The organism is Pseudomonas flexibilis (genome assembly GCF_000802425.1).
GTDB classification, from domain to species: Bacteria; Pseudomonadota; Gammaproteobacteria; order Pseudomonadales; family Pseudomonadaceae; genus Serpens; species Serpens flexibilis.
Genome location: NZ_JRUD01000031.1, coordinates 12,130 through 32,238, shown reverse-complemented (window position 1 = coordinate 32,238; position 20,109 = coordinate 12,130). Strand labels below are relative to the sequence as shown.

The following is a 20,109-nucleotide window of genomic DNA, read 5'->3' as shown; positions in this document are numbered from 1 at the left end:
AGGCGCCCGGCGCCTCGGGTATCGAAGCTGCGGAGAACAACGATGAGCAACTGGCTGGTAGACAAGCTGATCCCTTCGATCATGCGTTCCGAGGTTACGAAGAGCTCGGTTCCGGAAGGTCTGTGGCACAAGTGCCCCTCCTGCGATGCGGTGCTGTACAAGCCCGAGCTGGAAAAGAACCTGGACGTCTGCCCCAAGTGCGACCACCACATGCGCATCAATGCGCGCACCCGCCTGGACATGTTCCTGGATCCGGAAGGCCGCGAGGAGCTGGGCGTCGACCTGGAGCCGGTGGACCGTCTGAAGTTCCGCGACAGCAAGAAGTACAAGGACCGCCTGACCGCCGCCCAGCGCGACACCGGCGAGAAGGACGCCCTGGTGGCGATGCGTGGCCAGCTGCAAGGCATGCCGATCGTGGCGGCGGCGTTCGAGTTCTCCTTCATGGGTGGCTCCATGGGCTCGATCGTTGGTGAGCGCTTCGTGCGTGCCGCCAACGTGGCCCTGGAGCAGCGCATTCCCTTCGTCTGCTTCTCCGCCTCCGGCGGCGCGCGCATGCAGGAGGCCCTGATTTCCCTGATGCAGATGGCCAAGACTTCGGCGGCGCTGGCGCGCCTGCGCGAGGAAGGCATTCCGTTCATCTCGGTGCTTACCGATCCGGTCTACGGCGGCGTGTCCGCCAGCCTGGCCATGCTCGGCGACGTCATCGTCAGCGAGCCGCGCGCCCTGATCGGCTTCGCCGGCCCGCGCGTGATCGAACAGACCGTGCGCGAGAAGCTGCCGGAAGGCTTCCAGCGCGGCGAGTTCCTGCTGGCCCACGGTGCCATCGACCTGATCATCCCGCGCCATGAACTGCGCGCGCGCCTGGCGCGCCTGCTCGCCCAGTTCACTCACCAGCCGACCCCGGTGGAAGTGCCTCGCTACGCATGAAGACGCTTGCCGACTGGCTGAGCTACCTCGAACAGCTGCACCCCAGTGCCATCGACATGGGGCTGGAGCGTGCCGGCGAGGTAGCTCGGCGTCTGGGTCTGGGACGCCCCGCCTCGACGGTGATCACGGTCACCGGCACCAACGGCAAGGGCTCCACCTGTGCGTTGCTGGCTTCGCTGCTGCACGCGCAGGGGCACCGCGTAGGTGTGTACAGTTCGCCGCACCTGCTGCGTTACAACGAGCGGGTGCGCATCAATGGTCAGGACGCCGGCGATGCCGACCTCTGCGCCGCCTTCGAGGCAGTGGAGCAGGCACGTGGCGAGATTTCCCTGACCTACTTCGAGATGGGCACGCTGGCCGCCTTCTGGCTGTTCGAGCGTGCGGCGCTGGACTTCGCCGTGCTCGAGGTGGGCTTGGGCGGCCGCCTGGATGCCGTCAACCTGGTGGATGCCGACCTGGCGCTGGTGACCAGCATCGCCGTTGATCACAGCGAATGGCTGGGTAACACCCGCGAATCGGTGGCCGTCGAGAAGGCGGGCATCTTTCGCGCCGGCAAACCTGCCCTGTGCGGGGACCCCCAGCCTCCGGCCGTGCTTGAGCAGCGTGCGCACGCCCTGGGTGCACCTTTCTGGCTGCGCGGCCGCGATTTCGACCTGAGCATTCGAGCCAGCGACTGGGAGTGGCGGGGCAGGGACGCACGGGGTGCAGCCCTGACACTGCAGGAGATTCCCCTGTTGAGCCTGCCGATGCAGAACGCCGCGCTGGCGCTGCAGGCCTACGCATTGCTCGATCAGCCGTGGCAGCCGGAGCGCCTGAAGCAGGCGCTGCGCGAAGCGCGTGTCACTGGTCGCATGGATCGCCGTGCGCTTCGCTATCAGGGGCGAAGCGTGTCGCTGCTGCTGGATGTCGGCCATAATCCCCACGCCGCCGCCTATCTGGCCGAGCGGCTGGAGCGTTGCAACGGTCGCCGCCTGGCCGTGTTCGGCTTGCTGGCCGACAAGGACCTGGAGGGTGTGCTGGACCCGCTGCTCGCCAAGGTCGACCACTGGGCCGTGGCCGATCTGCCCACGGTGCGTACCCGCAGCGGCGCTGCGCTGGCGGCTGCGCTGCAGGCCCGTGGTGCGCAGGCCGCCAGTTACCCTTCGATCGCCGCGGCGCTGGATGCCCAGTGCGGCCAGGCGGGTGAGGACGACGAGGTGCTGGTGTTCGGATCGTTCTACTGCGTGGCCGAAGCCCTGGAATGGCTTGGCCAGGCTCGACGCGAAGATGCCTGATCGCGCTTCGCGCTGAACCGAGGAGTGTGAGATGGCTTTGCTGGACCGGGGACTCAAGCAACGAATCGTGGGTGCGCTGGTGCTGGTGGCGCTGGCGGTGATCTTCCTGCCCATGTTGCTGACCCGCGAGGACGAGCTGCGGCATGTGCGCGTCGAGGCCCCGCCCATGCCGTCGATGCCCGCGCTGCCTGACATCCGCACTGCGCCGGTCGCCGTTCCCGACCCGCTGCCGGACGAGCCGGTACCGGCGGCGCCTTCCGCTCCCATCGGTTCTCTGCCGCTGCCTGAGCCGGCTGCCTCCGACCAGCGGCAGGCTGTCCCAAAGCCGGTGACGCCCTCCGCCGATCCGGCGCCAGCCGCACGCAAGGCGCCCGAAGCGCGTCTGGATGCTAACAACCTGCCGGTGACCTGGAGTGTGCAGTTGGCCAGCCTGAGCAACCGCGCCAATGCCCTGGCCCTGCAGAAAACCCTGCGTGAACAGGGCTACAACGCCTATGTGCGCACCTTCGAGGGCAAGAACCGGGTGTTTGTCGGCCCAGTCATCGAGCGCGCCGAGGCTACCCGGTTGCGCGATCAGTTGCGCCGCCAGCACAAGCTGGATGGCATCGTGGTGCGCTTCCAGCCCGAGCGTGGCTGAAGTTCATTGCCCAAGGGCGCGGCTTACCGCTGGCCAACAGCTCTGTTAAAATGCGCGCCCCTTTTCCTCGCTGGCCTGTATCACCGTGTCGTTCTCCTGGGTCGATTGGGCAATCATCGCCATCATCCTTGTCTCCGGACTGATCAGTCTCAAGCGCGGCTTCGTCAGAGAAGCTCTGTCCCTGGTCATCTGGATTGTCGCCGGTGCCGTTGCCTGGCTGTTCGGCGGCGCGTTGGCCGAGCACCTTGGCGGTTTCATCGAAACGCCGTCGGCGCGCATCATCGCTGCCTGCGGCATCCTGTTCGTGGCCACGCTGTTGGTCGGTGCGCTGATCAGTTTCCTGCTCGGCGAGCTGGTGCGCGCCACGGGCCTGACGGGGACCGATCGCCTGCTGGGCATGGTTTTCGGTGTGGCCCGCGGCGCCCTGCTGGTGGTGGTTCTGGTCGGCCTGTTGAGCCTGGCGCCGGTGCAGCAGGACAGTTGGTGGCGGGAGTCGTCCCTGGTGCCGCATTTCCTGATGGTGGCGGACTGGTCCAAGAACCTGATCCTCAACAATGTCGGTCAGTGGATGATCGAAGGTTCAGCCGCCGCGCAGCAGTTCGGCGCGGCTGGTCGATAGGGCCCTCTTCCGTTTCGCGCGACTGCGGCGAGGCGGGAATGGACCCCAGAACGGGAGCTCCGGCTCCCTCCATGATTCATGAGTGAGGTTGCGTCACATGTGTGGCATCGTCGGTATCGTCGGCAAGTCGAACGTCAATCAGGCGCTGTATGACGCGCTTACCGTGCTCCAGCACCGCGGTCAGGATGCCGCCGGCATCGTGACCTGCGAGAACGGTCACCTGCACATGCGCAAGGAAAACGGCCTGGTGCGCGACGTGTTCCGTCAGCGCCACATGCAGGAGCTGGTGGGCGACATCGGCATCGGTCATGTCCGCTACCCGACCGCCGGCAGCTCCAGCTCCGCCGAGGCGCAGCCGTTCTATGTGAACTCGCCGTATGGCATCACCCTGGCGCACAACGGCAACCTCACCAACGTGGAACAGTTGGCCGAAGAAATCTACGCCGCTGACCTGCGCCACGTGAACACCAACTCCGACTCCGAAGTGCTGCTCAACGTGTTCGCCCACGAGCTGGCCCGTCGCGGCAAGCTGCGCCCCAGCGAAGAGGACATCTTCGCCGCCGTCGCCAAGGTGCATGAGCGCTGCCGGGGTGGTTATGCCGTGGTGGCCATGGTCACCGGCTACGGCCTGGTGGGCTTCCGCGACCCGAATGGCATTCGCCCGATCGTTTTTGGCCAGCGTCACACCGACGAAGGCGTCGAGTACATGATCGCCTCGGAAAGCGTTGCCCTGGATGTGCTCGGCTTCTCGCTGATCCGCGACCTGGCGCCAGGCGAAGCGGTGTTCATCACCGAAGACGGCAAGCTGTTCACCCGCCAGTGCGCGCAGAATCCGCGCCTTACCCCGTGCATCTTCGAATACGTCTACCTGGCGCGTTCCGACTCCATCATGGACGGCGTGTCGGTGTACAAGGCCCGCCTGCGCATGGGTGAGAAACTGGCCGATAAGATCCGCCGCGAGCGCCCGGACCACGACATCGACGTGATCATCCCGATTCCCGATACCAGCCGTACCTCCGCGCTGGAGCTGGCCAACCACCTGGGAGTGAAGTTCCGCGAAGGGTTCGTGAAGAACCGCTATATCGGCCGGACCTTCATCATGCCCGGCCAGGCGGCGCGCAAGAAGTCGGTGCGCCAGAAGCTCAACGCCATCGACCTGGAATTCCGCGGCAAGAACGTGATGCTGGTGGATGACTCCATCGTGCGCGGCACCACCTGCAAGCAGATCATTCAGATGGCCCGCGACGCCGGTGCCAAGAAGGTCTACTTCTGCTCGGCGGCGCCGGAAGTGCGCTACCCGAATGTCTACGGCATCGACATGCCCAGCGCCCACGAGCTGATTGCCCACAATCGCACTGCCGAACAGGTGGCCGAGCTGATCGGCGCCGACTGGCTGGTCTACCAGGATCTGGCAGACCTCAAGGACGCCGTCGGCGGCGGCAAGGTGAAGATCGACGAGTTCGACTGCGCAGTGTTCGATGGCAAGTACGTCACAGGCGACGTGGACGAGGCCTACCTGCAGCGGATTGATCAGGCGCGCAACGACCTGAGCAAGAGCAAGCAGAGCGCTGTCAACGCGATCATCGACCTGTACAACAACTGATCTGACGCACCCGGGCGGCGGCGCAGTCGCCGTGCCGAATGCGCCGCAACCCCAAGGTGTAAAGCAATGTTGAATGAATGGGATGCCGGCCGGCTGGACAGTGATCTGAGCGAGGCCGGGGCGGATACACTGGCCGTGCGCGCCGGCCAGTACCGCAGCCCCGAGGCGGAGCACAGCGAAGCGCTGTTCCTGTCCTCCAGCTATGTGTTCCGCAGTGCGGCCGATGCCGCTGCGCGCTTCGCCGGCGAGCAGCCCGGCAACGTCTACTCCCGCTATACCAACCCCACGGTGCGCACTTTCGAGGAGCGCATTGCCGCAATGGAAGGGGCCGAGCAGGCGGTCGCCACCGCTTCCGGTATGGCCGCCATCCTCGCCATGGTGATGAGCCTGTGCAGCGCCGGCGACCATGTGCTGGTGTCGCGCAGCGTGTTCGGTTCGACCATCAGCCTGTTCGACAAGTACTTCAAGCGCTTCGGTGTGGAGGTGGACTACCCGCCGCTGGCCGACCTGGACGCCTGGGCGGCGGCCTGCAAGCCCAACACCAAGCTGTTCATCGTCGAATCGCCGTCCAACCCGCTGGCCGAGCTAGTGGATATCGCCGCGCTGGCCCAGGTGGCCCACGCCCACGGCGCGCTGCTGGCGGTGGACAACTGCTTCTGCACGCCGGTGCTGCAGAAGCCGCTGGCGCTGGGTGCCGATATCGTCATCCATTCGGCCACCAAGTACATCGACGGCCAGGGCCGTTGCCTGGGCGGCGTGGTGGCCGGTCCGGCCAAGCTGATGCAGGAGGTGGTCGGCTTCCTGCGTACCGCCGGCCCGACGCTAAGTCCGTTCAACGCCTGGTTGTTCATCAAGGGCCTGGAAACCCTCAAGGTGCGTATGCAGGCCCACTGCGCAAGCGCGCAGGCCATCGCCGAATGGCTGGAGCAGCAGCCCCAGGTTGAACGCGTCTACTACGCTGGCCTGCCCAGCCACCCGCAGCATGAGCTGGCCAAGCGACAGCAAAGCGGCTTCGGCGCGGTGGTGAGCTTCGAGGTGAAGGGCGGCAAGGCGAATGCCTGGAAGGTGATCGATGCCACCCGCATGATCTCCATCACCACCAACCTGGGCGACACCAAGACCACCATTGCCCACCCGGCCAGCACGTCCCACGGCCGCCTCAGCCCCGAAGCGCGCGCCGCCGCCGGAATCAGCGACAGCCTGATCCGTGTCGCGGTTGGCCTGGAGGACGTGGACGACATCCGCAACGACCTGGCTCGCGGTCTGGCGTTGATCTGAGGTGGTGCACGAGGCCGGCTTGACGCCGGCCGACTGCGGCTGAGGGCGTGCCGCTCCGGTAGGGTGGACAACGTTTTCCTTGTCCACCACCGCGCCGGCACGGCACGTCTCGCGGCCTCGCACCGCGTCGGCGGATCAATGAAACCTGCTCCCGGGGGCTGCAGCCGCGAAGCGCGTAGGCGCAGGACTCAGCCTCGGGCGCCCTGCAGCAGCCGAACCCCCATCCCCAGACCGATCACTGCAAACAGCGCGGATACGCCGAACAGGCCTGCCAGGCCGCTCAACGGCACCAGCAGCCCCATCAGCGGGCCGGCCAGTCCCAGGGCCAGATCGAAGAACAGCGCAAAGGCGCCCAGCGCCGAGCTGCGGCTGGAGGCTGGCACCTGTTGGATGACTTCCACTGCCAGCGCTGGATACAGAAGCGACAGGCCCAGGCCGGTCAGGGCCGCGCCGGCAAAGACCAGTACCGGGCCCGGCGCCAGCCAGATCAGCAGCAGTCCGAGCAGCTCCACGCCCAGACAGGCCAGCGCCACCCGGTAACCACCCCAGCGGCCGATGCTGCCTGAGAACACCAGGCGCGCGCCAATGAAGGCGGCTCCGAAGGCGCTCAGCGCATAGCCGGCGCCGTCCCAGCCGCGGCTGGTGAAGTACAGCGCCACGAAGGTCGACAGGGTGCCGTAGCCAAGCGTGCCGAGCGCCAGGGTCAGGCCGCCGGGCAGCACCCGGCCGAACACGCGACGAAAGGGCAGGCGGGCTTCGCTGCTGACCGGCAGGGTCGCCTGTCGGCGGATCAGCAGCAGGCCGCCGAGCGCCAGTGCCAGGGTCACCGCGCCGAGGCTCCCGACGCCGAAGCGTTCGGCCAAGGCCATGCCCAGTGGGGCGCCGATGGCGATGGCGCCGTAGACGGCGACGCCGTTCCAGGAAATCACCCGGGCGGTGTGCTCCACCCCGGCGCGGGCGATGGCCCAGCTCAGCGCGCCGGTACCCATCAGTCCCTGGGCGGCGCCCAGCAAAACCCGCCCCAGCAACAGGGCGCCCAGCGTCACGATGGGCAGGTTGTCCAGGCTGATCGCCAGCCGCGTCAGCAGACCGCTCAGCGCGCAGGCCAGCAGGCCGTAGGTCACCGCGCGGCGCGAGCCCAGCCGGTCACACAGGCTGCTGGTCAGCGGCCGGGCGAGCAGGGTGGTGAGGTACTGGGCGCTGATCACCAGGCCGGCCACAGCCGAGCTGTAGCCGAGGCTGTCGTGTACATAGCCGGGCAGCACCGCCAGCGGCAGGCCGGTGCAGAAATAGATCAGGGCCGTGAAGACGATCAGGGCGAGAACTTGCGCGGGATCGCGCAATCGGACTGCGCTCATGGGGGCTGCACGCTGTGGCTGGGACGAACTGCCGCATGATGCGGCAGGTGGCGCCGAGAAAGGAAGCAGCCTAATGAAATTCTCGGTGATCGGTTGATCGCGACACCGACCGTAGAGTGGTCAACGCAACGCGTTGGCCACCGTTGGCGGCCGGAGACTCCCCTATTACCCCAGCCCCTTCAGGCTCTCGGCGATCATGAACGCCAGCTCCAGCGACTGGTCGGCGTTCAGGCGCGGGTCGCAGTGGGTGTGGTAGCGATCCGACAGGCTGTCCGCGGTGACCGGTCGGCAGCCGCCGATGCACTCGGTGACGTTCTGGCCGGTCATCTCGATATGGATGCCGCCCGGGTAGCTGCCTTCGGCGCGGTGCACGGCGAAGAATTCGCGCACTTCCTGCAACACGCTGGCGAAGTCCCGCGTCTTGTAGGCGCCGGCCTTGATGGTATTGCCGTGCATCGGATCGGAACTCCACAGCACCAGGCGCCCCTCTTCGGTGATGGCGCGGATCAGGCGAGGCAGGTGCTGCTCGACCTTGCCGGCGCCCATGCGCACGATCAGGTTGAGGCGACCCGGATCGTTCTCCGGGTTGAGGATGTCGATCAGCCGCAGCAGCTCGTCGGGCTGGGTGCTCGGGCCAATCTTCACGCCGATCGGGTTGCCGACCCCGCGCAGGAATTCCACATGCGCGCCGTCCGGCTGGCGGGTGCGGTCGCCGATCCACAGCATGTGCGCCGAGCAGTCGTACCAGTCGCCGGTCAGGCTGTCGCGGCGCACGAAGGCCTGCTCGTAATTGAGCAGCAGCGCCTCGTGGGCGGTGAAGAAGCTGGCCTCGCGCAGCTGTGGCACACCATCCAGACCGCAGGCGCGCATGAACGCCAGCGCTTCATCGAGGCGACCTGCCAACTGCTGGTACTTCTCGGCCAGTGCCGAGTTGGCGATGAAGTCCAGGTTCCACTGGTGCACCTGATGGACGTCGGCGAATCCACCCTGGGCGAAGGCGCGCAGTAGGTTGAGGGTGGCGGTGGACTGGTTGTAGGCCTGGACCAGCCGCTCCGGGTCGGGCACGCGGCTACGGCTGTCGAATTCGATGCCGTTGACGATGTCTCCGCGGTAGGCGGGCAGGGTGACCCCGCCCTGGGTTTCCTCCCCCGAGGAACGCGGCTTGGCGAACTGGCCGGCCATGCGGCCGACTTTCACCACCGGGCAGCCGGCGGCGAAGGTCATGACGATGGCCATCTGCAGCAGCACCTTGAAGGTGTCGCGGATCTTCGCGGCGGAGAATTCCGCGAAGCTTTCGGCGCAGTCACCGCCCTGCAACAGGAAGGCGCGGCCCTGGGTGACCTCGGCGAACTGGCGGCGCAGCTCGCGTGCCTCGCCGGCGAACACCAGCGGCGGATAGCCGGCCAGGGTGTTTTCCACACGGGCCAGATGGGCGGCGTCGGGGTAGATGGGTTGCTGCTGGATGGGCTTGCTCCTCCAGCTCTCGGGGGACCAGGGTTGCGACATCGATGCTCTCTTGGCGGATTGAAAAGGACGCCGCCTATGCTACTCCAATGCCGATGGCGCTCCGATGAAGGCTTGTGATTGTGTTTCCCGCGCGCTTTGGCAAGCATAGGCGCCCCTTCGGCCGCCCTGGCCGGTTGCAAGCAGGTTGTATGACGCGATGAGTAGTGAACAGACGCCGCTGTCGGGTGTGCCGGATGTGCAGGAAGAACGGCTGCTGGCCGAGGTGCGCGACGCCTATGGCGTGATCCGCGTGGTGGAAATGGGCGACTACCGCTTCCTGGAGTTCGGCGATCAGGTGGAGCAGAGCTGCGTGTTCACCGCCGATCCGGCCTGGCTGGAATACGACTACACCCGCGCCATGCTGCTCGGCGCCCTGGCCCACTCGGCGCCGGAATCCGCGCTGTTTCTCGGCCTCGGGGCAGGCACGCTGACCCAGGCCTGCCTGAAGTTCCTGTCGCTGGACGATGTCGAAGTCATTGAGCTGCGCCCGGATGTGCCGCGTCTGGCCATGGAGTTCCTCGGCCTGGACGATGATCCGCGCCTGACCATCCGCGTCGGCGATGCACTGGAGCTGCTCGACAGCGCCGAACGGCCGGACCTGCTGTTCGTCGACCTCTATACCGACCTGGGACCCGGTCCGGGCCATCTGGCCTGGAAATTCCTCGAAGCCTGCCAGGCCAAGCTCAATCCGGGTGGCTGGCTGATCATCAACCAGTGGGCCACCGACGATGGCAAGCCGCTGGGCGCTGCGCTGCTGCGCGGGCTGTTCCATCACCATTACTGGGAATGTCCGGTGAAGGAGGGCAATGTCGCCCTGCTGGTGCCCTCCGATCTGGAGCAGACGCTGGATCTTGACGCGTTGCGTGAGCGCACCCAGGCCCTGCAGCCGCGCCTGGGTTACAGCCTGGAATCGTTGATCGAGGCGATCCGCCCCGCCAGTTGATGTGCACGGTAATGGCGCATTGATATTGGGTCTCTCGCTCTCTGCGCCCTGAAACGGTGCGGAATTTGCCGTAAACGGGCGATTTTGGGGCTTTGCAGCTGGTCCGGGAATTGCTCTGCACCGAAGGTTACCGCTGTCGGTCGCAAGGAATTCCCCGATGTCCCATTCGAGTGCACACATGAATCTGTCGGCCGCCGAGCGCGGCTGGTTGCCCTGGTTCGGCAAGACCGGCCGCCTGGCCATGGGCTGGGCCTGCTGGCTGAATCGCGGACTGGCGGCGGAACTGGAGCAGACGTTCGAGGGCATCGCCCAGACGCGCATGAAGAAGCTCCAGCAGTGGACGGAAGCGCACTGGACGCGTCTCGGCGAACTGGCGCAGGGCGTGGGGGTGGACTGGCCAACGCCCGACGCGCAGCGCCTGCGGGAGGAGCTGCGGCAGTTGCCGGACTGCTCGGAGCTGTTCGTGGTGGACGCCGCCGGCCGGGTGCTGGCTTCCAGCAGCGAGGCGCGCCAGGGCCAGACGGACATCTCCCCGCGCGCCCTCGCCGAAGGCCTGAAGAAGCCGTTCCTGCTCGGCCCGTACCGCGATCCCTGGACCGAGCGCCTGGGCGCCAGCAGCTCCCGGTTCCACGACGCCGTTACGCTGATGTTCTTCCAGCCGGTCCAGGTCGAGGGCCAGGGTCTCGGCTGCCTGTGCGCGCGGGTGCCCAACGATGTGCTGGGCGATCTGATTCAGCGCGAAGCCGGGCATGTCTACCCGGACTCCGGCGACAACTACCTGTTCATGGTGGAGTCGCGGTTCGATCCGGCGATCACCGCCGGCACCGCGCTGTCGCGCTCGCGGTTCGAGGATGACACCTTCAGCCTCGGCGAGAACCTCAAGGGTGGCGTGCACACCGCCTGGGGCACGGTGCGCGTGCAGCGCCACACCGAGCTGGAGCTGCGCTTCACCGATCCGGCCAGCGGCGAGCTGCATCCCGGTGTGCGCGAAACCATCGCCCGTGGACAGAACCTGTTCGTCAGCTATCCGGGCTACTCGGACTACCGGCACATCCCGGTGATCGGCAAGGGCGTCACCTTCCAGCTACCCGGTTCGCCGGACCGCTGGGGCATGATGTGCGAGGCCGACTTGGAGGAAGTCTACCGGCGTCGCTCGCTGGCCTACGGGCTGATGAAGACCTACCTGGCCACCGTGCTGACGCTGTTCGGCCTGCGCGTCGGCCTGCAGCACCTCGGCGGGCTCTCCGGCTGGGCGCTGGATGCCGTGGATTTCGGCCTGCTGGTGCTGGGCGCCTGCGCCTTCGCGGCGTTCGGACCGAACCGCCTGGCCGCGCGCCTGCGGCGCATGACTGGTGTGGTGCGCACCATCGCCGAGGGCGGCGGCAACCTCAGCCAGCGTCTGGACCGGGCCCAGCTGGGCAGCGACGAAAGCGGCGAGATGGGCCGCTGGATCAACAGCCTGATCGACAGCCTGGACAACCTGGTGGGGCAGGTCATCGAGGTTTCCGCCCAGGTGCGCGACACCAACGCGCGCATGCTGGAGCGCAGCGGTGAGGCGGCTGGCACCAGTCGCGAGGTCAACGAGGAAATCCACCGGCTGTTGCTGCTGGTCGAGGAGCAGCTGGGCGAGATCCAGCAGGCGGCCAGCACGGCCGGCGAGATGAAGAGCGCCATGGACCAGGTGGTGGCCAGCGCCCGCGAGCGCTTCGAGCAGGTGCGCAGCGGCACCCGCTCGATCCGCGACGTGATGGAGCGTTCCGCCCTCGGCGTGCAGCGCCTGGACAGCCGCATGGCGGAGATCGACGGCATCGTCGGGCTGATCGCCGACATCACCGCGCAGACCAACCTGCTGGCCCTCAACGCGGCCATCGAGGCGGCGCGCGCCGGCGAGCACGGGCGCGGCTTCGCCGTGGTGGCCGGTGAGGTACGCACCCTGGCGCAGCGCACCGCCCAGGCCGCCGAGAACATCGGTACCCTGGTCGAAAGCCTGCAGGCTGAAACACGGCGCGAAGTGCAGAGCATGGAAGCCGGGGTCAAGGACGTCGATGCGCGCCTGCAGCACAGCGAGACAGAGGGCGCCGAGAATAGCGAGCTGCACGCGCGGGTGCAGCGCATGTTCGAAATCATCCAGCAGTTGAACCAGCGCAGCCTGCACTACGGGCAGACCATCCGCGGCGTGGAACAGGCCGCCGGCGACATGGGGCAGACCCTGGACGGGCTGGCCGGCAGCGCGGAGCGGGTGCGGCATACCGCCAATCGCCTGCAGCGACTGGTCGGCCAGTTCCGGGTCAGTAAACGGGGCGCCTAGGCAGCGGTACCGGCCCCCTGTGGGGTTGGACTGCTCGCACCCGGCACTGCGGGGCGGGGGATCGCCGGCCGTACCAGGTTGCGTCCCGGGTGGCGCCCGTCAAAGGGCGTCACGTCCGTCAAAAAAAACGCGCAGAGGCGCCAGGTTTCCGGTATAGTGCGCGCCGGTCGCAATTGCGGCTCCGATCAGGTTCCACGAAGCATCGCTTCGCTGCAGGTCCGCTACGCGGCCTACCTTCGTCGTTTCATTCATTCACATCGCAACTCCTCGCCGCCAGGCTGCCAGGGTGACCCACAAGGTCGATCACGGCATGCGCAGTCTTGCTCATGGGTGTTTGCGAATGCAAAGAGGCAACCCCATGACTCAGGAAACCGGCGGCTTCGCCGCGCTCGGTATTCATCCCGCCGTTCTCTCCGCCATCGTCGCGGCCGGCTACGAAGAACCGTCCCCCATTCAGGCCCAGGCCATCCCGGTCATCCTGGAAGGCCACGACATGATCGGCCAGGCGCAGACCGGTACCGGCAAGACCGCTGCCTTCTGCCTGCCGATGCTGTCCAGGATTGACCCGGCCCGCCGCGAGCCCCAGGCGCTGATCCTGGCGCCGACCCGCGAACTGGCCCTGCAGGTGGCTACCGCCTGCGAAACCTACTCCAAGCAGATGCCGGGTGTCGGCGTGGTCGCCGTCTACGGTGGCGCGCCCATGGGTCCGCAGCTCAAGGCGCTGCGCCAGGGTGCACAGATCATCGTCGCCACGCCCGGTCGTCTCGTCGATCACCTGAGCCGCAACGACCAGCTGCTGTCGACCATCGGCTTCCTGGTGCTGGACGAGGCCGACGAGATGCTCAAGCTCGGCTTCATGGACGACCTGGAAGTGATCTTCCAGGCCATGCCGGCCAGCCGCCAGAGCGTGCTGTTCTCCGCGACCCTGCCGCATTCGATCCGCGCCATCGCCGAGAAGCACCTGCGCGAGCCGCAGCACATCAAGATCGCCGCCAAGACCCAGACTGTGGCCCGCATCGAGCAGGCCCACGTGATGGTGCACGCTGACCAGAAGGTCGCCGCGGTGTGCCGTCTGCTGGAAGTGGAAGACTTCGATGCGCTGATCGGCTTCGTGCGCACCAAGCAGGCCACCCTGGACCTGGCCGCCGCGCTGGAAGCAAAGGGTTACAAGGCCGCTGCGCTGAACGGCGACATCGCCCAGGCACAGCGCGAAAAGGTCATCGAGTCGCTGAAGAACGGCACCCTGGACATCGTGATCGCCACCGACGTGGCTGCCCGCGGTATCGACGTGCCGCGCATCACCCACGTGCTCAACGTGGACATGCCCTACGATCCGGAATCCTACGTGCACCGCATCGGCCGTACCGGCCGCGCCGGTCGCGAGGGTCGCGCGCTGCTGCTGGTTACCCCGCGCGAGCGCCGCATGCTGCAGGTCATCGAGCGCGTCACCGGCCAGAAGGTTGCCGAGGCGCACCTGCCGGGCCCGCAACAGGTGCTGGATGCGCGCATTCGCAAGCTCACTGAGACCCTGCGTCCGCTGCTGGCCGAGGCCGAAGGCACCCATGGCGCACTGTTTGATCGCCTGCTGACCGATCTGGACTGCACCCCGCATGCCCTGGCCGCCGCCCTGCTGCGCAAGGCCACCAACGGCCAGTCGCTGAGCCTGGCCGATCTGGAGCGCGAGCAGCCGCTGGTGCCGGGCCCGACCCGCGAGCGTCGCGAGCGTGATAGCAGCGCCCGCAGCGAATACCGCGAGCGTGGCGAGCGTCGCGCTCCGGCGCCGATCGCCGAAGGCCGTGCCCGTTGCCGCGCCGCCCTGGGTACCCGCGACGGTATCGCCGCGAAGAACCTGCTGGGCGCGATCCTCAACGAAGGCGGCCTGGCCCGCGAAGCCATCGGCCGCATCCAGATCCGCGAAACCTTCAGCCTGATCGAGCTGCCGGAAGAGGGCCTCGACCGTCTGCTCGGCAAGCTCAAGGACACCCGCGTCGCCGGCAAGGCCCTCAAGCTGCGCCGCTACCGCGAGGATTGATCCTCCGTCGCTTCACCCGAAACCCCGCCTAGGCGGGGTTTCTTTTTGGGGCGGAGGAAATGACTAAAGACCATGAATTTATTGTGACTGTTCTGGACGGACGGTAGACTCGCGGCCTGTGATCCTGTTCACGAGTTTTTTCGACAGACGGATGAGTGCCCGCACACGCCGCCTGGACGGGGCTTGTTCCAGGCACGTCTATTTCGAGTGCCATGGCCTGATGGCCGTGGCAGCACCAAGAGCGGTTGATAAATGAGCAGTGCAGAAAGGCAGTCGCACGACACCCCGGCGCAGAAGCGCCCGTCCCGATCCCACAAGGCCGAGCCCACCCTGCGCGCCAGCGCGCTGTTCGCGCTGCGGGTCTACAACAGCCATATCCTGGAAGGTCTGCTCGACGAGCACATTCGCGCCGTCATGCACGCGCGCACCGAAGAACAGATCCGCGAAGTGATCGCCCTGGCGGACGGCCTGCTGCGCCGCTAACCGGGCGCCAGCTCCACGCGGTTGCGTCCCTGCTCCTTGGCGCGGTACAGCGCCTCGTCCGCAGCCTTGAGCACCTTCTCGGGGAAGCTGTTGGTCTGCGGGTAGTGCGCCACCCCGAAGGAGAGCGTCACCGGGCGTCCGGCGGTCGTGACGCTTTCCTCCATCAGGCGGCGCAGCCGCTCGGCGACCCGGGCGGCATCCTCCAGCTCAGTGTCCGGCAGCAGCATCATGAATTCCTCGCCACCGCTGCGGCACAGCACGTCGCTGGCCCGCGCCACCTTGCGCATCTGGCTGGCCAGGAACTGCAGCGTGCGGTCGCCCGCGTCGTGGCCGAACTGGTCGTTGACCTGCTTGAAGTGGTCGATGTCCATCAGTACCACGGCGAAGGGGCGGGCATCGTTCTCCCATTCCTCGAGGGACAGTTGGGCGCCGCGCCGGTTGACCAGCCCGGTCAGCGGGTCGGTGATCGAATCCAGGTTCAGCTTGCCGATCTTGCGGTTGAGCAGCTCCAGGCCGGCAAGGATCGAACGCTTGAGTTGCGCCGCCTCGTAGTACCACGACCTCACCTTGCGAACTTCCTGGGCCGCCAGCAGCCCGTCCGGCTGTTGCACGCTCCTGGCCAGCTGGCGCAGGGGGCGGGAAATGATCCAGGACAGCCACCAGATCACCAGCATGGTGACCAGCAGCACCGGCGTGACGAAGCCCGCCACTTCCCAGGCCAGGCTTTTCAGTTCTGCCAGGGTGACCTGCAAGGGGCGCTGGGTCACCACGCCCCAGCCCGCCCCCTGCACGGTGGCGTAGCCGGCCAGGACCTCCTCGCCCTTCTCGCTGAGCAGTCGCAGGCTGCCGCTGCGACCTTCTCGCACCGCCTGGGTGATTTCGCTTTCGTCCAGCTGCTGGCCGATCCAATGCGGGTCGTCGTGGTAGAGGACATGCCGGTCCGGGGAGAACGCGTAAAGGTAGGAGCCGTCGCGATGGTAATGCTCGCCCAGCAGCTTGTTGAGCACGCTGGGTTCGCGCAGGTAGATGGAGCCGCCCAGGTAGCCGAGGAAGGTCCCCTGGTCGTCGAACAGCGGCTGGGCAAGCGCCACCACCAGGCGTCCCCGGGCGGTAATGAACGGTCGCGAGACCAGCGGCTCACGACGCAACAGGATTTCTTCCGAGCCGGCGCTGATGCGATCCGCGATGCGCTGTGGGTCATGAGGGGAGAAGGCCCGCAGGCGCCCGTCGGCATTCACCAGGTAGACCGAGTTGAAGGTATCGAGCTGCACGCGCAGGCGTTCCAGCTCAGCGTCGATGAACGCCGGGTCGTCCAGTCGGGAGCGCAGCAGGTTGGCGCTGTAGGTCAGGCGTTGCTGCGAGGAGTAGAGGAAGTCTTCGGCCAGCTCCGCCAGTTTCACGGCGTAGATGCGATTGGTTTCCAGGGTTTGCTCGATCAGCAGGCGGCGTTGCAGCTGATAACCGGAATACAGCAGGAAGCCTTGCACCAGAAGCGTGGCGCAGATGCTCAGCAGGAGAATCAGACGGCGCAGATCGAGCGTTGGCATGGCGGCGTTCAAGGGCCAGGGTCTTCCGGCAGTCTGGCACGCCGCGCCTTGTCGGGCCCGGCGCACGGGCAGGAGAAGCGGGTGCCGCCCCGGGTGGACTCGGGGCGGCGGAAGATCAGTTCACGGCGTCGCGCAGGCCCTTGCCCGGCTTGAAGCCCGGCAGGCGCGCGGCGGCGATCTGCAGGGTGGCGCCGGTCTGCGGATTGCGACCTTCGCGGGCCGCGCGCTCCTTCACGGCGAAGGTGCCGAAGCCGACCAGCGAAACGCTGTCACCGTCGCGCAGGGCGCTGGTGATGGTTTCGGTCAGGGCATCCAGAGCACGGGCGGCGGTGGATTTCGGCAGATCGGCGGAGGCCGCGATGGCCTCGATCAGTTCGGCTTTGTTCATGAGGGGACTCCAGTGAGAAGGGTGGCCAGTATACGCAAGCTCGGATCGACAAGGATGCGACCTGTTCGACTCGGACCGGTTCGCTTTGTTCTGGCGGGCGGAAGGCGGCCTCGCTGCGGTATCCTGCGCGCCTGATGGTAATGCCGGCCGGGGTCGGCGTGGCACGGGCGGGAGACATATGGCGCGCAGCTGGGACGTTTTTTGTGCGGTAGTCGACAACTTCGGCGATATCGGGGTGACCTGGCGCCTGGCGCGCCAGCTGGTGGCCGAGCACCACCAGCAGGTACGCCTGTGGGTCGATGACCTGGATGCCTTCGCGCGCCTTTGTCCGCAAGCCGATGTACGGGCCTCGCGGCAGACCCAGGCCGGGGTGGAGATCCGCCACTGGGAGGCGCAGTGGGAATCGGTCGAGCCCGCCGATGTGGTGGTCGAGGCCTTTGCCTGCCGGCTGCCGGCGGATTTCGAGGTGGCCATGGCGCGTCGCGCGGTGCCGCCGCTGTGGCTGAATCTGGAATACCTGAGTGCCGAAGGCTGGGTGGCGGGTTGTCACCGGCTGCCATCGCTGCAACCCAACGGCCTGTCCAAGTACTTCTTCTTTCCGGGCTTCGATGCCGACACCGGCGGGCTATTGCGCGAACGCGAGCTGCTGGTGCGGCGGCGCGCCTTCCAGGCCGACCCGTTGGCGCGGCGCGCCTTCCTGCAGGGCCTGGGCATCGACGTCGCGGCGAACCAGCGGCTGGTCTCGCTGTTCAGCTACGAGCAACCGGCGCTGGGCGACTGGTTGCAGCCGTTGGTCGACCAGCAGCCGCCCACGCGTCTGCTGGTACCGGAGGGCAGGGTGCTGCCCGACCTCAAGGCCTGGCTGGGGGTCGACGCGCTGCGTGCGGGCGACTGCGTCACCCGGGGCCGCTTGACCGTGCAGGTCCTGCCATTCGTCTCCCAGGCGGCCTACGACACACTGCTCTGGTGCTGCGACCTCAACGGGGTGCGCGGCGAGGACTCCTTTGTCCGTGCGCAGTGGGCCGGTCAGCCGCTGATCTGGCACATCTACCCACAGGACGATGAGGCGCATATGCACAAGTTGGAAGCCTTCCTGGACCGCTTTTGCGTCGGCCTGGAGCCAGGACTGGCCGATGACCTTCGGGGCGTCTGGCGGGCCTGGAACCGTGCCGAGGCCCCCGGCCCGGCCTGGTCCGCCCTGCTGGCGCAGTTGCCCGCGCTACGGGCGCACGCCGAACGCTGGTGCGGGGCCCTGGCCGAGCAGGACGATCTCGCCAGTCAGCTGGTGGCCTTCGCCGCGAGGCAGGGCTGAGGAACGGTTGCGCAAAGCGAGCGGCGGCAGGTTACTCGCGGGCGGGAAATTGGCTATCATACGCGGCCTCTTTTTTGTCACTCATCCCAACGGATATCCGTATGAAAACCGCACAAGAATTCCGCGCCGGTCAGGTAGCCAACATCAACGGCCAGCCCTGGGTCATCCAGAAGGCCGAGTTCAACAAGTCCGGCCGTAACTCTGCGGTCGTCAAGATGAAGCTGAAGAACCTGCTCACCGGCGCTGGCACCGAAACCGTGTTCAAGGCCGATGACAAGCTGGAGCCGATCATCCTTGAGCGCAAGGAAGTGACCTACTCCTACTTCGCCGATCCGCTGTACGTGTTCATGGACAGCGACTTCAACCAGTACGAGATCGAGAAGGACGACCTGGAAGGCGTCATGGCCTTCATCGAAGACGGCATGACCGACGTCTGCGAAGCCGTGTTCTACGGTGAGAAGGTCATCTCCGTCGAACTGCCGACCACCATCGTCCGCCAGATCGCCTACACCGAGCCGGCCGTGCGCGGTGACACCTCCGGCAAGGTGATGAAGACCGCTCGCCTGAACAACGGTGCCGAGCTGCAGGTTTCCGCCTTCTGCGAAATCGGCGACTCCATCGAAATCGATACCCGTACCGGCGAATACAAGTCGCGCGTCAAGGCCTGATTCCCCTGGTGTGGCAGAAAGCCCCCGTCACCGGCCGGTGACGGGGGCTTTTCATTTGCGCCGGATCACTTTCTGGCCATGCGCCATCCTGCCTTCCGTCGGGTGGACGTCAACCGACAGGGTGCTTTTGTGATGCCACTCTCTGTTCCCGCACATGCACGCGACGCGCCGTCGCAGGGGCTGTCTACGCTTCTGGCACGTCACACGGAGCAATCAAGGAGGGAGGTATGCGGTGCTTACCCGAAGAAGCCGAGCGGCAGGCCATCAATGCCCTGCTCGATTGGCTGAAGGCCAGGCGGCGAGTCGCCGGCGGCATGGACCTGGCGCTGGCGGAGGCTGTGCTGGATGAGGCGGCGGTACGGATCGTTCTGTCCGGTGCCCGGCGTCTGCCACGCGAACATGTGGAGGCCATGGGGCTCGGCCTGGGCATGCCGGTGCGGCGCTGCCCGCCACGTCTGAGAGTGGTCTAGTGCAGGCCAGGGCAGCGCGGATAACCGGCGGTCATGCCGACGAAATGCGCTTCAGCTGGCCCGGCTCCTGCCTCTTCTGCGAGAACTTGTTCACATTGCGCCCGGGCTTCCGTCGAAACAGCTGCGGAACCCGGTCACACCCAGGTAATCGCCAGGTTTATCAGCCATTGAAGCGTAACTTATTGAAAAATAAGGATTTTATTTTTGGCTAAAAAATAGCCAATCCTTCTTCGGGCCTTTATCCACGGCCGTTTGCGCGCGTTGTTCGCAAACTTCCCCACAATGTTATCCACAGAAACTGTGGATGGCTTGTCTGCGGCTGTCTGGAACAAGCCCAACGCATTTTTACAAGTCTTTACCCACCGGGAAAAAGGAGTAGAGTGCGCGCCTCGTTCAAGGTACCCCCCCGATCACGCAATGAAGTTCCTGTCCGTTTCTACATCCGCACCGCGCGCACTCCTGTCCCTGCGAGTGGCTGGCTGGCTGTTGGATAATCCGCGCCTGCGACGGGCCGCGATGGCGCAACGACTGGCTGGCCAGTTGCTCAAGCAGCCGGCGCGCCGGGGCGTGGTGGAAGCCCAGAGCCGTCTGGGCCTGCTGCTGTGTCAGCATTGCGGCAGCCATCGGGACCGGCGCATCGGCCAGGAGTTCCTCCGCCAGGCCGCGCGAGCGGGCGACCCACGCGCCCAGCAGGCCCTGACCGGCGAAGCGGCTTCCTTCCTGTCCTGATTCCGTCCCTCTCCCGGATGGCCGATA

The 20,109-nt window shown here is 66.5% G+C and carries 18 protein-coding genes; 14 read left to right on the top strand and 4 right to left on the bottom strand.

Features of this window, described 5'->3' with window-relative positions:
- Nucleotides 1-42: 42 nt before the first annotated feature.
- From accD to SF06_RS16610, 6 genes are all read left to right on the top strand, one after another.
- Nucleotides 43-927, top strand: coding sequence for an acetyl-CoA carboxylase, carboxyltransferase subunit beta (gene accD, locus SF06_RS16635; protein ID WP_027590140.1), 885 nt, complete (start codon nucleotides 43-45; stop codon nucleotides 925-927).
- Complete coding sequence (gene folC, locus SF06_RS16630; RefSeq protein WP_027590139.1) at nucleotides 924-2,201, top strand: bifunctional tetrahydrofolate synthase/dihydrofolate synthase; 1,278 nt, start codon at nucleotides 924-926, stop codon at nucleotides 2,199-2,201. Before accD ends, folC begins: the two co-directional genes overlap by 4 nt.
- A gap of 31 nt (nucleotides 2,202-2,232) precedes the next feature.
- Nucleotides 2,233-2,838: an SPOR domain-containing protein gene (locus tag SF06_RS16625; protein ID WP_027590138.1), complete on the top strand. Its 606-nt coding sequence runs from the start codon at nucleotides 2,233-2,235 to the stop codon at nucleotides 2,836-2,838.
- Nucleotides 2,839-2,923: 85 nt separating this feature from the next.
- Entirely contained in the window at nucleotides 2,924-3,457 is a 534-nt protein-coding gene (locus tag SF06_RS16620; protein ID WP_039562731.1) for a CvpA family protein, read from the top strand.
- Nucleotides 3,458-3,554: 97 nt separating this feature from the next.
- Nucleotides 3,555-5,060, top strand: coding sequence for an amidophosphoribosyltransferase (gene purF / locus SF06_RS16615; RefSeq protein WP_039562730.1), 1,506 nt, complete (start codon nucleotides 3,555-3,557; stop codon nucleotides 5,058-5,060).
- A gap of 66 nt (nucleotides 5,061-5,126) precedes the next feature.
- Nucleotides 5,127-6,338 (top strand): O-succinylhomoserine sulfhydrylase, encoded by a 1,212-nt coding sequence (locus SF06_RS16610; RefSeq protein WP_027590135.1) that lies wholly within the window; start codon nucleotides 5,127-5,129, stop codon nucleotides 6,336-6,338.
- 188 nt (nucleotides 6,339-6,526) lie between these two features.
- On the opposite strand, the gene SF06_RS16605 is transcribed toward SF06_RS16610, so the two are convergent.
- Together SF06_RS16605 and SF06_RS16600 are read right to left on the bottom strand one after the other, a co-directional pair.
- Entirely contained in the window at nucleotides 6,527-7,696 is a 1,170-nt protein-coding gene (locus tag SF06_RS16605) for an MFS transporter (RefSeq protein WP_039562729.1), read from the bottom strand.
- A 165-nt stretch (nucleotides 7,697-7,861) separates the two neighbouring features.
- Nucleotides 7,862-9,202: a class II 3-deoxy-7-phosphoheptulonate synthase gene (locus SF06_RS16600; protein ID WP_039562727.1), complete on the bottom strand. Its 1,341-nt coding sequence runs from the start codon at nucleotides 9,200-9,202 to the stop codon at nucleotides 7,862-7,864.
- A 157-nt stretch (nucleotides 9,203-9,359) separates the two neighbouring features.
- Here SF06_RS16600 and SF06_RS16595 point away from each other — a divergent pair, with 157 nt between their 5' ends.
- The 4 genes from SF06_RS16595 to SF06_RS16580 all read left to right on the top strand — a co-directional run bounded on the left by SF06_RS16595 (nucleotide 9,360) and on the right by SF06_RS16580 (nucleotide 14,968).
- Entirely contained in the window at nucleotides 9,360-10,145 is a 786-nt protein-coding gene (locus tag SF06_RS16595) for a spermidine synthase (RefSeq protein ID WP_437123615.1), read from the top strand.
- Between the two features lie 157 nt (nucleotides 10,146-10,302).
- Nucleotides 10,303-12,453 carry a methyl-accepting chemotaxis protein gene (locus SF06_RS16590; RefSeq protein WP_039562726.1) on the top strand — a complete coding sequence of 717 codons (2,151 nt, stop codon included), beginning with the start codon at nucleotides 10,303-10,305 and terminating at the stop codon, nucleotides 12,451-12,453.
- Between the two features lie 358 nt (nucleotides 12,454-12,811).
- Nucleotides 12,812-14,485, top strand: coding sequence for a DEAD/DEAH box helicase (locus SF06_RS16585; RefSeq protein WP_027590130.1), 1,674 nt, complete (start codon nucleotides 12,812-12,814; stop codon nucleotides 14,483-14,485).
- Nucleotides 14,486-14,737: 252 nt separating this feature from the next.
- The gene (locus SF06_RS16580) at nucleotides 14,738-14,968 is read left to right on the top strand and encodes a hypothetical protein (RefSeq protein WP_027590129.1); all 231 of its coding nucleotides are present in this window, start codon (nucleotides 14,738-14,740) and stop codon (nucleotides 14,966-14,968) included.
- Here SF06_RS16580 and SF06_RS16575 read toward each other — a convergent pair.
- Together SF06_RS16575 and SF06_RS16570 are read right to left on the bottom strand one after the other, a co-directional pair.
- Entirely contained in the window at nucleotides 14,965-16,515 is a 1,551-nt protein-coding gene (locus SF06_RS16575) for a GGDEF domain-containing protein (protein ID WP_027590128.1), read from the bottom strand. The two genes, SF06_RS16580 and SF06_RS16575, sit on opposite strands and share 4 nt — an antisense overlap.
- Nucleotides 16,516-16,630: 115 nt before the next feature.
- On the bottom strand, nucleotides 16,631-16,903 hold the full coding sequence (locus tag SF06_RS16570) for an HU family DNA-binding protein (RefSeq protein ID WP_027590127.1): 273 nt from the start codon (nucleotides 16,901-16,903) through the stop codon (nucleotides 16,631-16,633).
- Between the two features lie 178 nt (nucleotides 16,904-17,081).
- On the opposite strand from SF06_RS16570, the gene earP reads away from it, so the two are divergent.
- The 4 genes from earP (at nucleotide 17,082) to SF06_RS16550 (ending at nucleotide 20,082) form a co-directional block, all read left to right on the top strand.
- Complete coding sequence (earP, locus tag SF06_RS16565) at nucleotides 17,082-18,215, top strand: elongation factor P maturation arginine rhamnosyltransferase EarP (protein WP_039562725.1); 1,134 nt, start codon at nucleotides 17,082-17,084, stop codon at nucleotides 18,213-18,215.
- A 101-nt stretch (nucleotides 18,216-18,316) separates the two neighbouring features.
- Nucleotides 18,317-18,883 carry an elongation factor P gene (gene efp, locus SF06_RS16560; RefSeq protein WP_027590125.1) on the top strand — a complete coding sequence of 189 codons (567 nt, stop codon included), beginning with the start codon at nucleotides 18,317-18,319 and terminating at the stop codon, nucleotides 18,881-18,883.
- Between the two features lie 227 nt (nucleotides 18,884-19,110).
- Entirely contained in the window at nucleotides 19,111-19,353 is a 243-nt protein-coding gene (locus SF06_RS16555; protein WP_027590124.1) for a hypothetical protein, read from the top strand.
- Nucleotides 19,354-19,770: 417 nt separating this feature from the next.
- Complete coding sequence (locus tag SF06_RS16550) at nucleotides 19,771-20,082, top strand: SEL1-like repeat protein (RefSeq protein WP_039605864.1); 312 nt, start codon at nucleotides 19,771-19,773, stop codon at nucleotides 20,080-20,082.
- The last annotated feature ends 27 nt before the right edge of the window (nucleotides 20,083-20,109 follow it).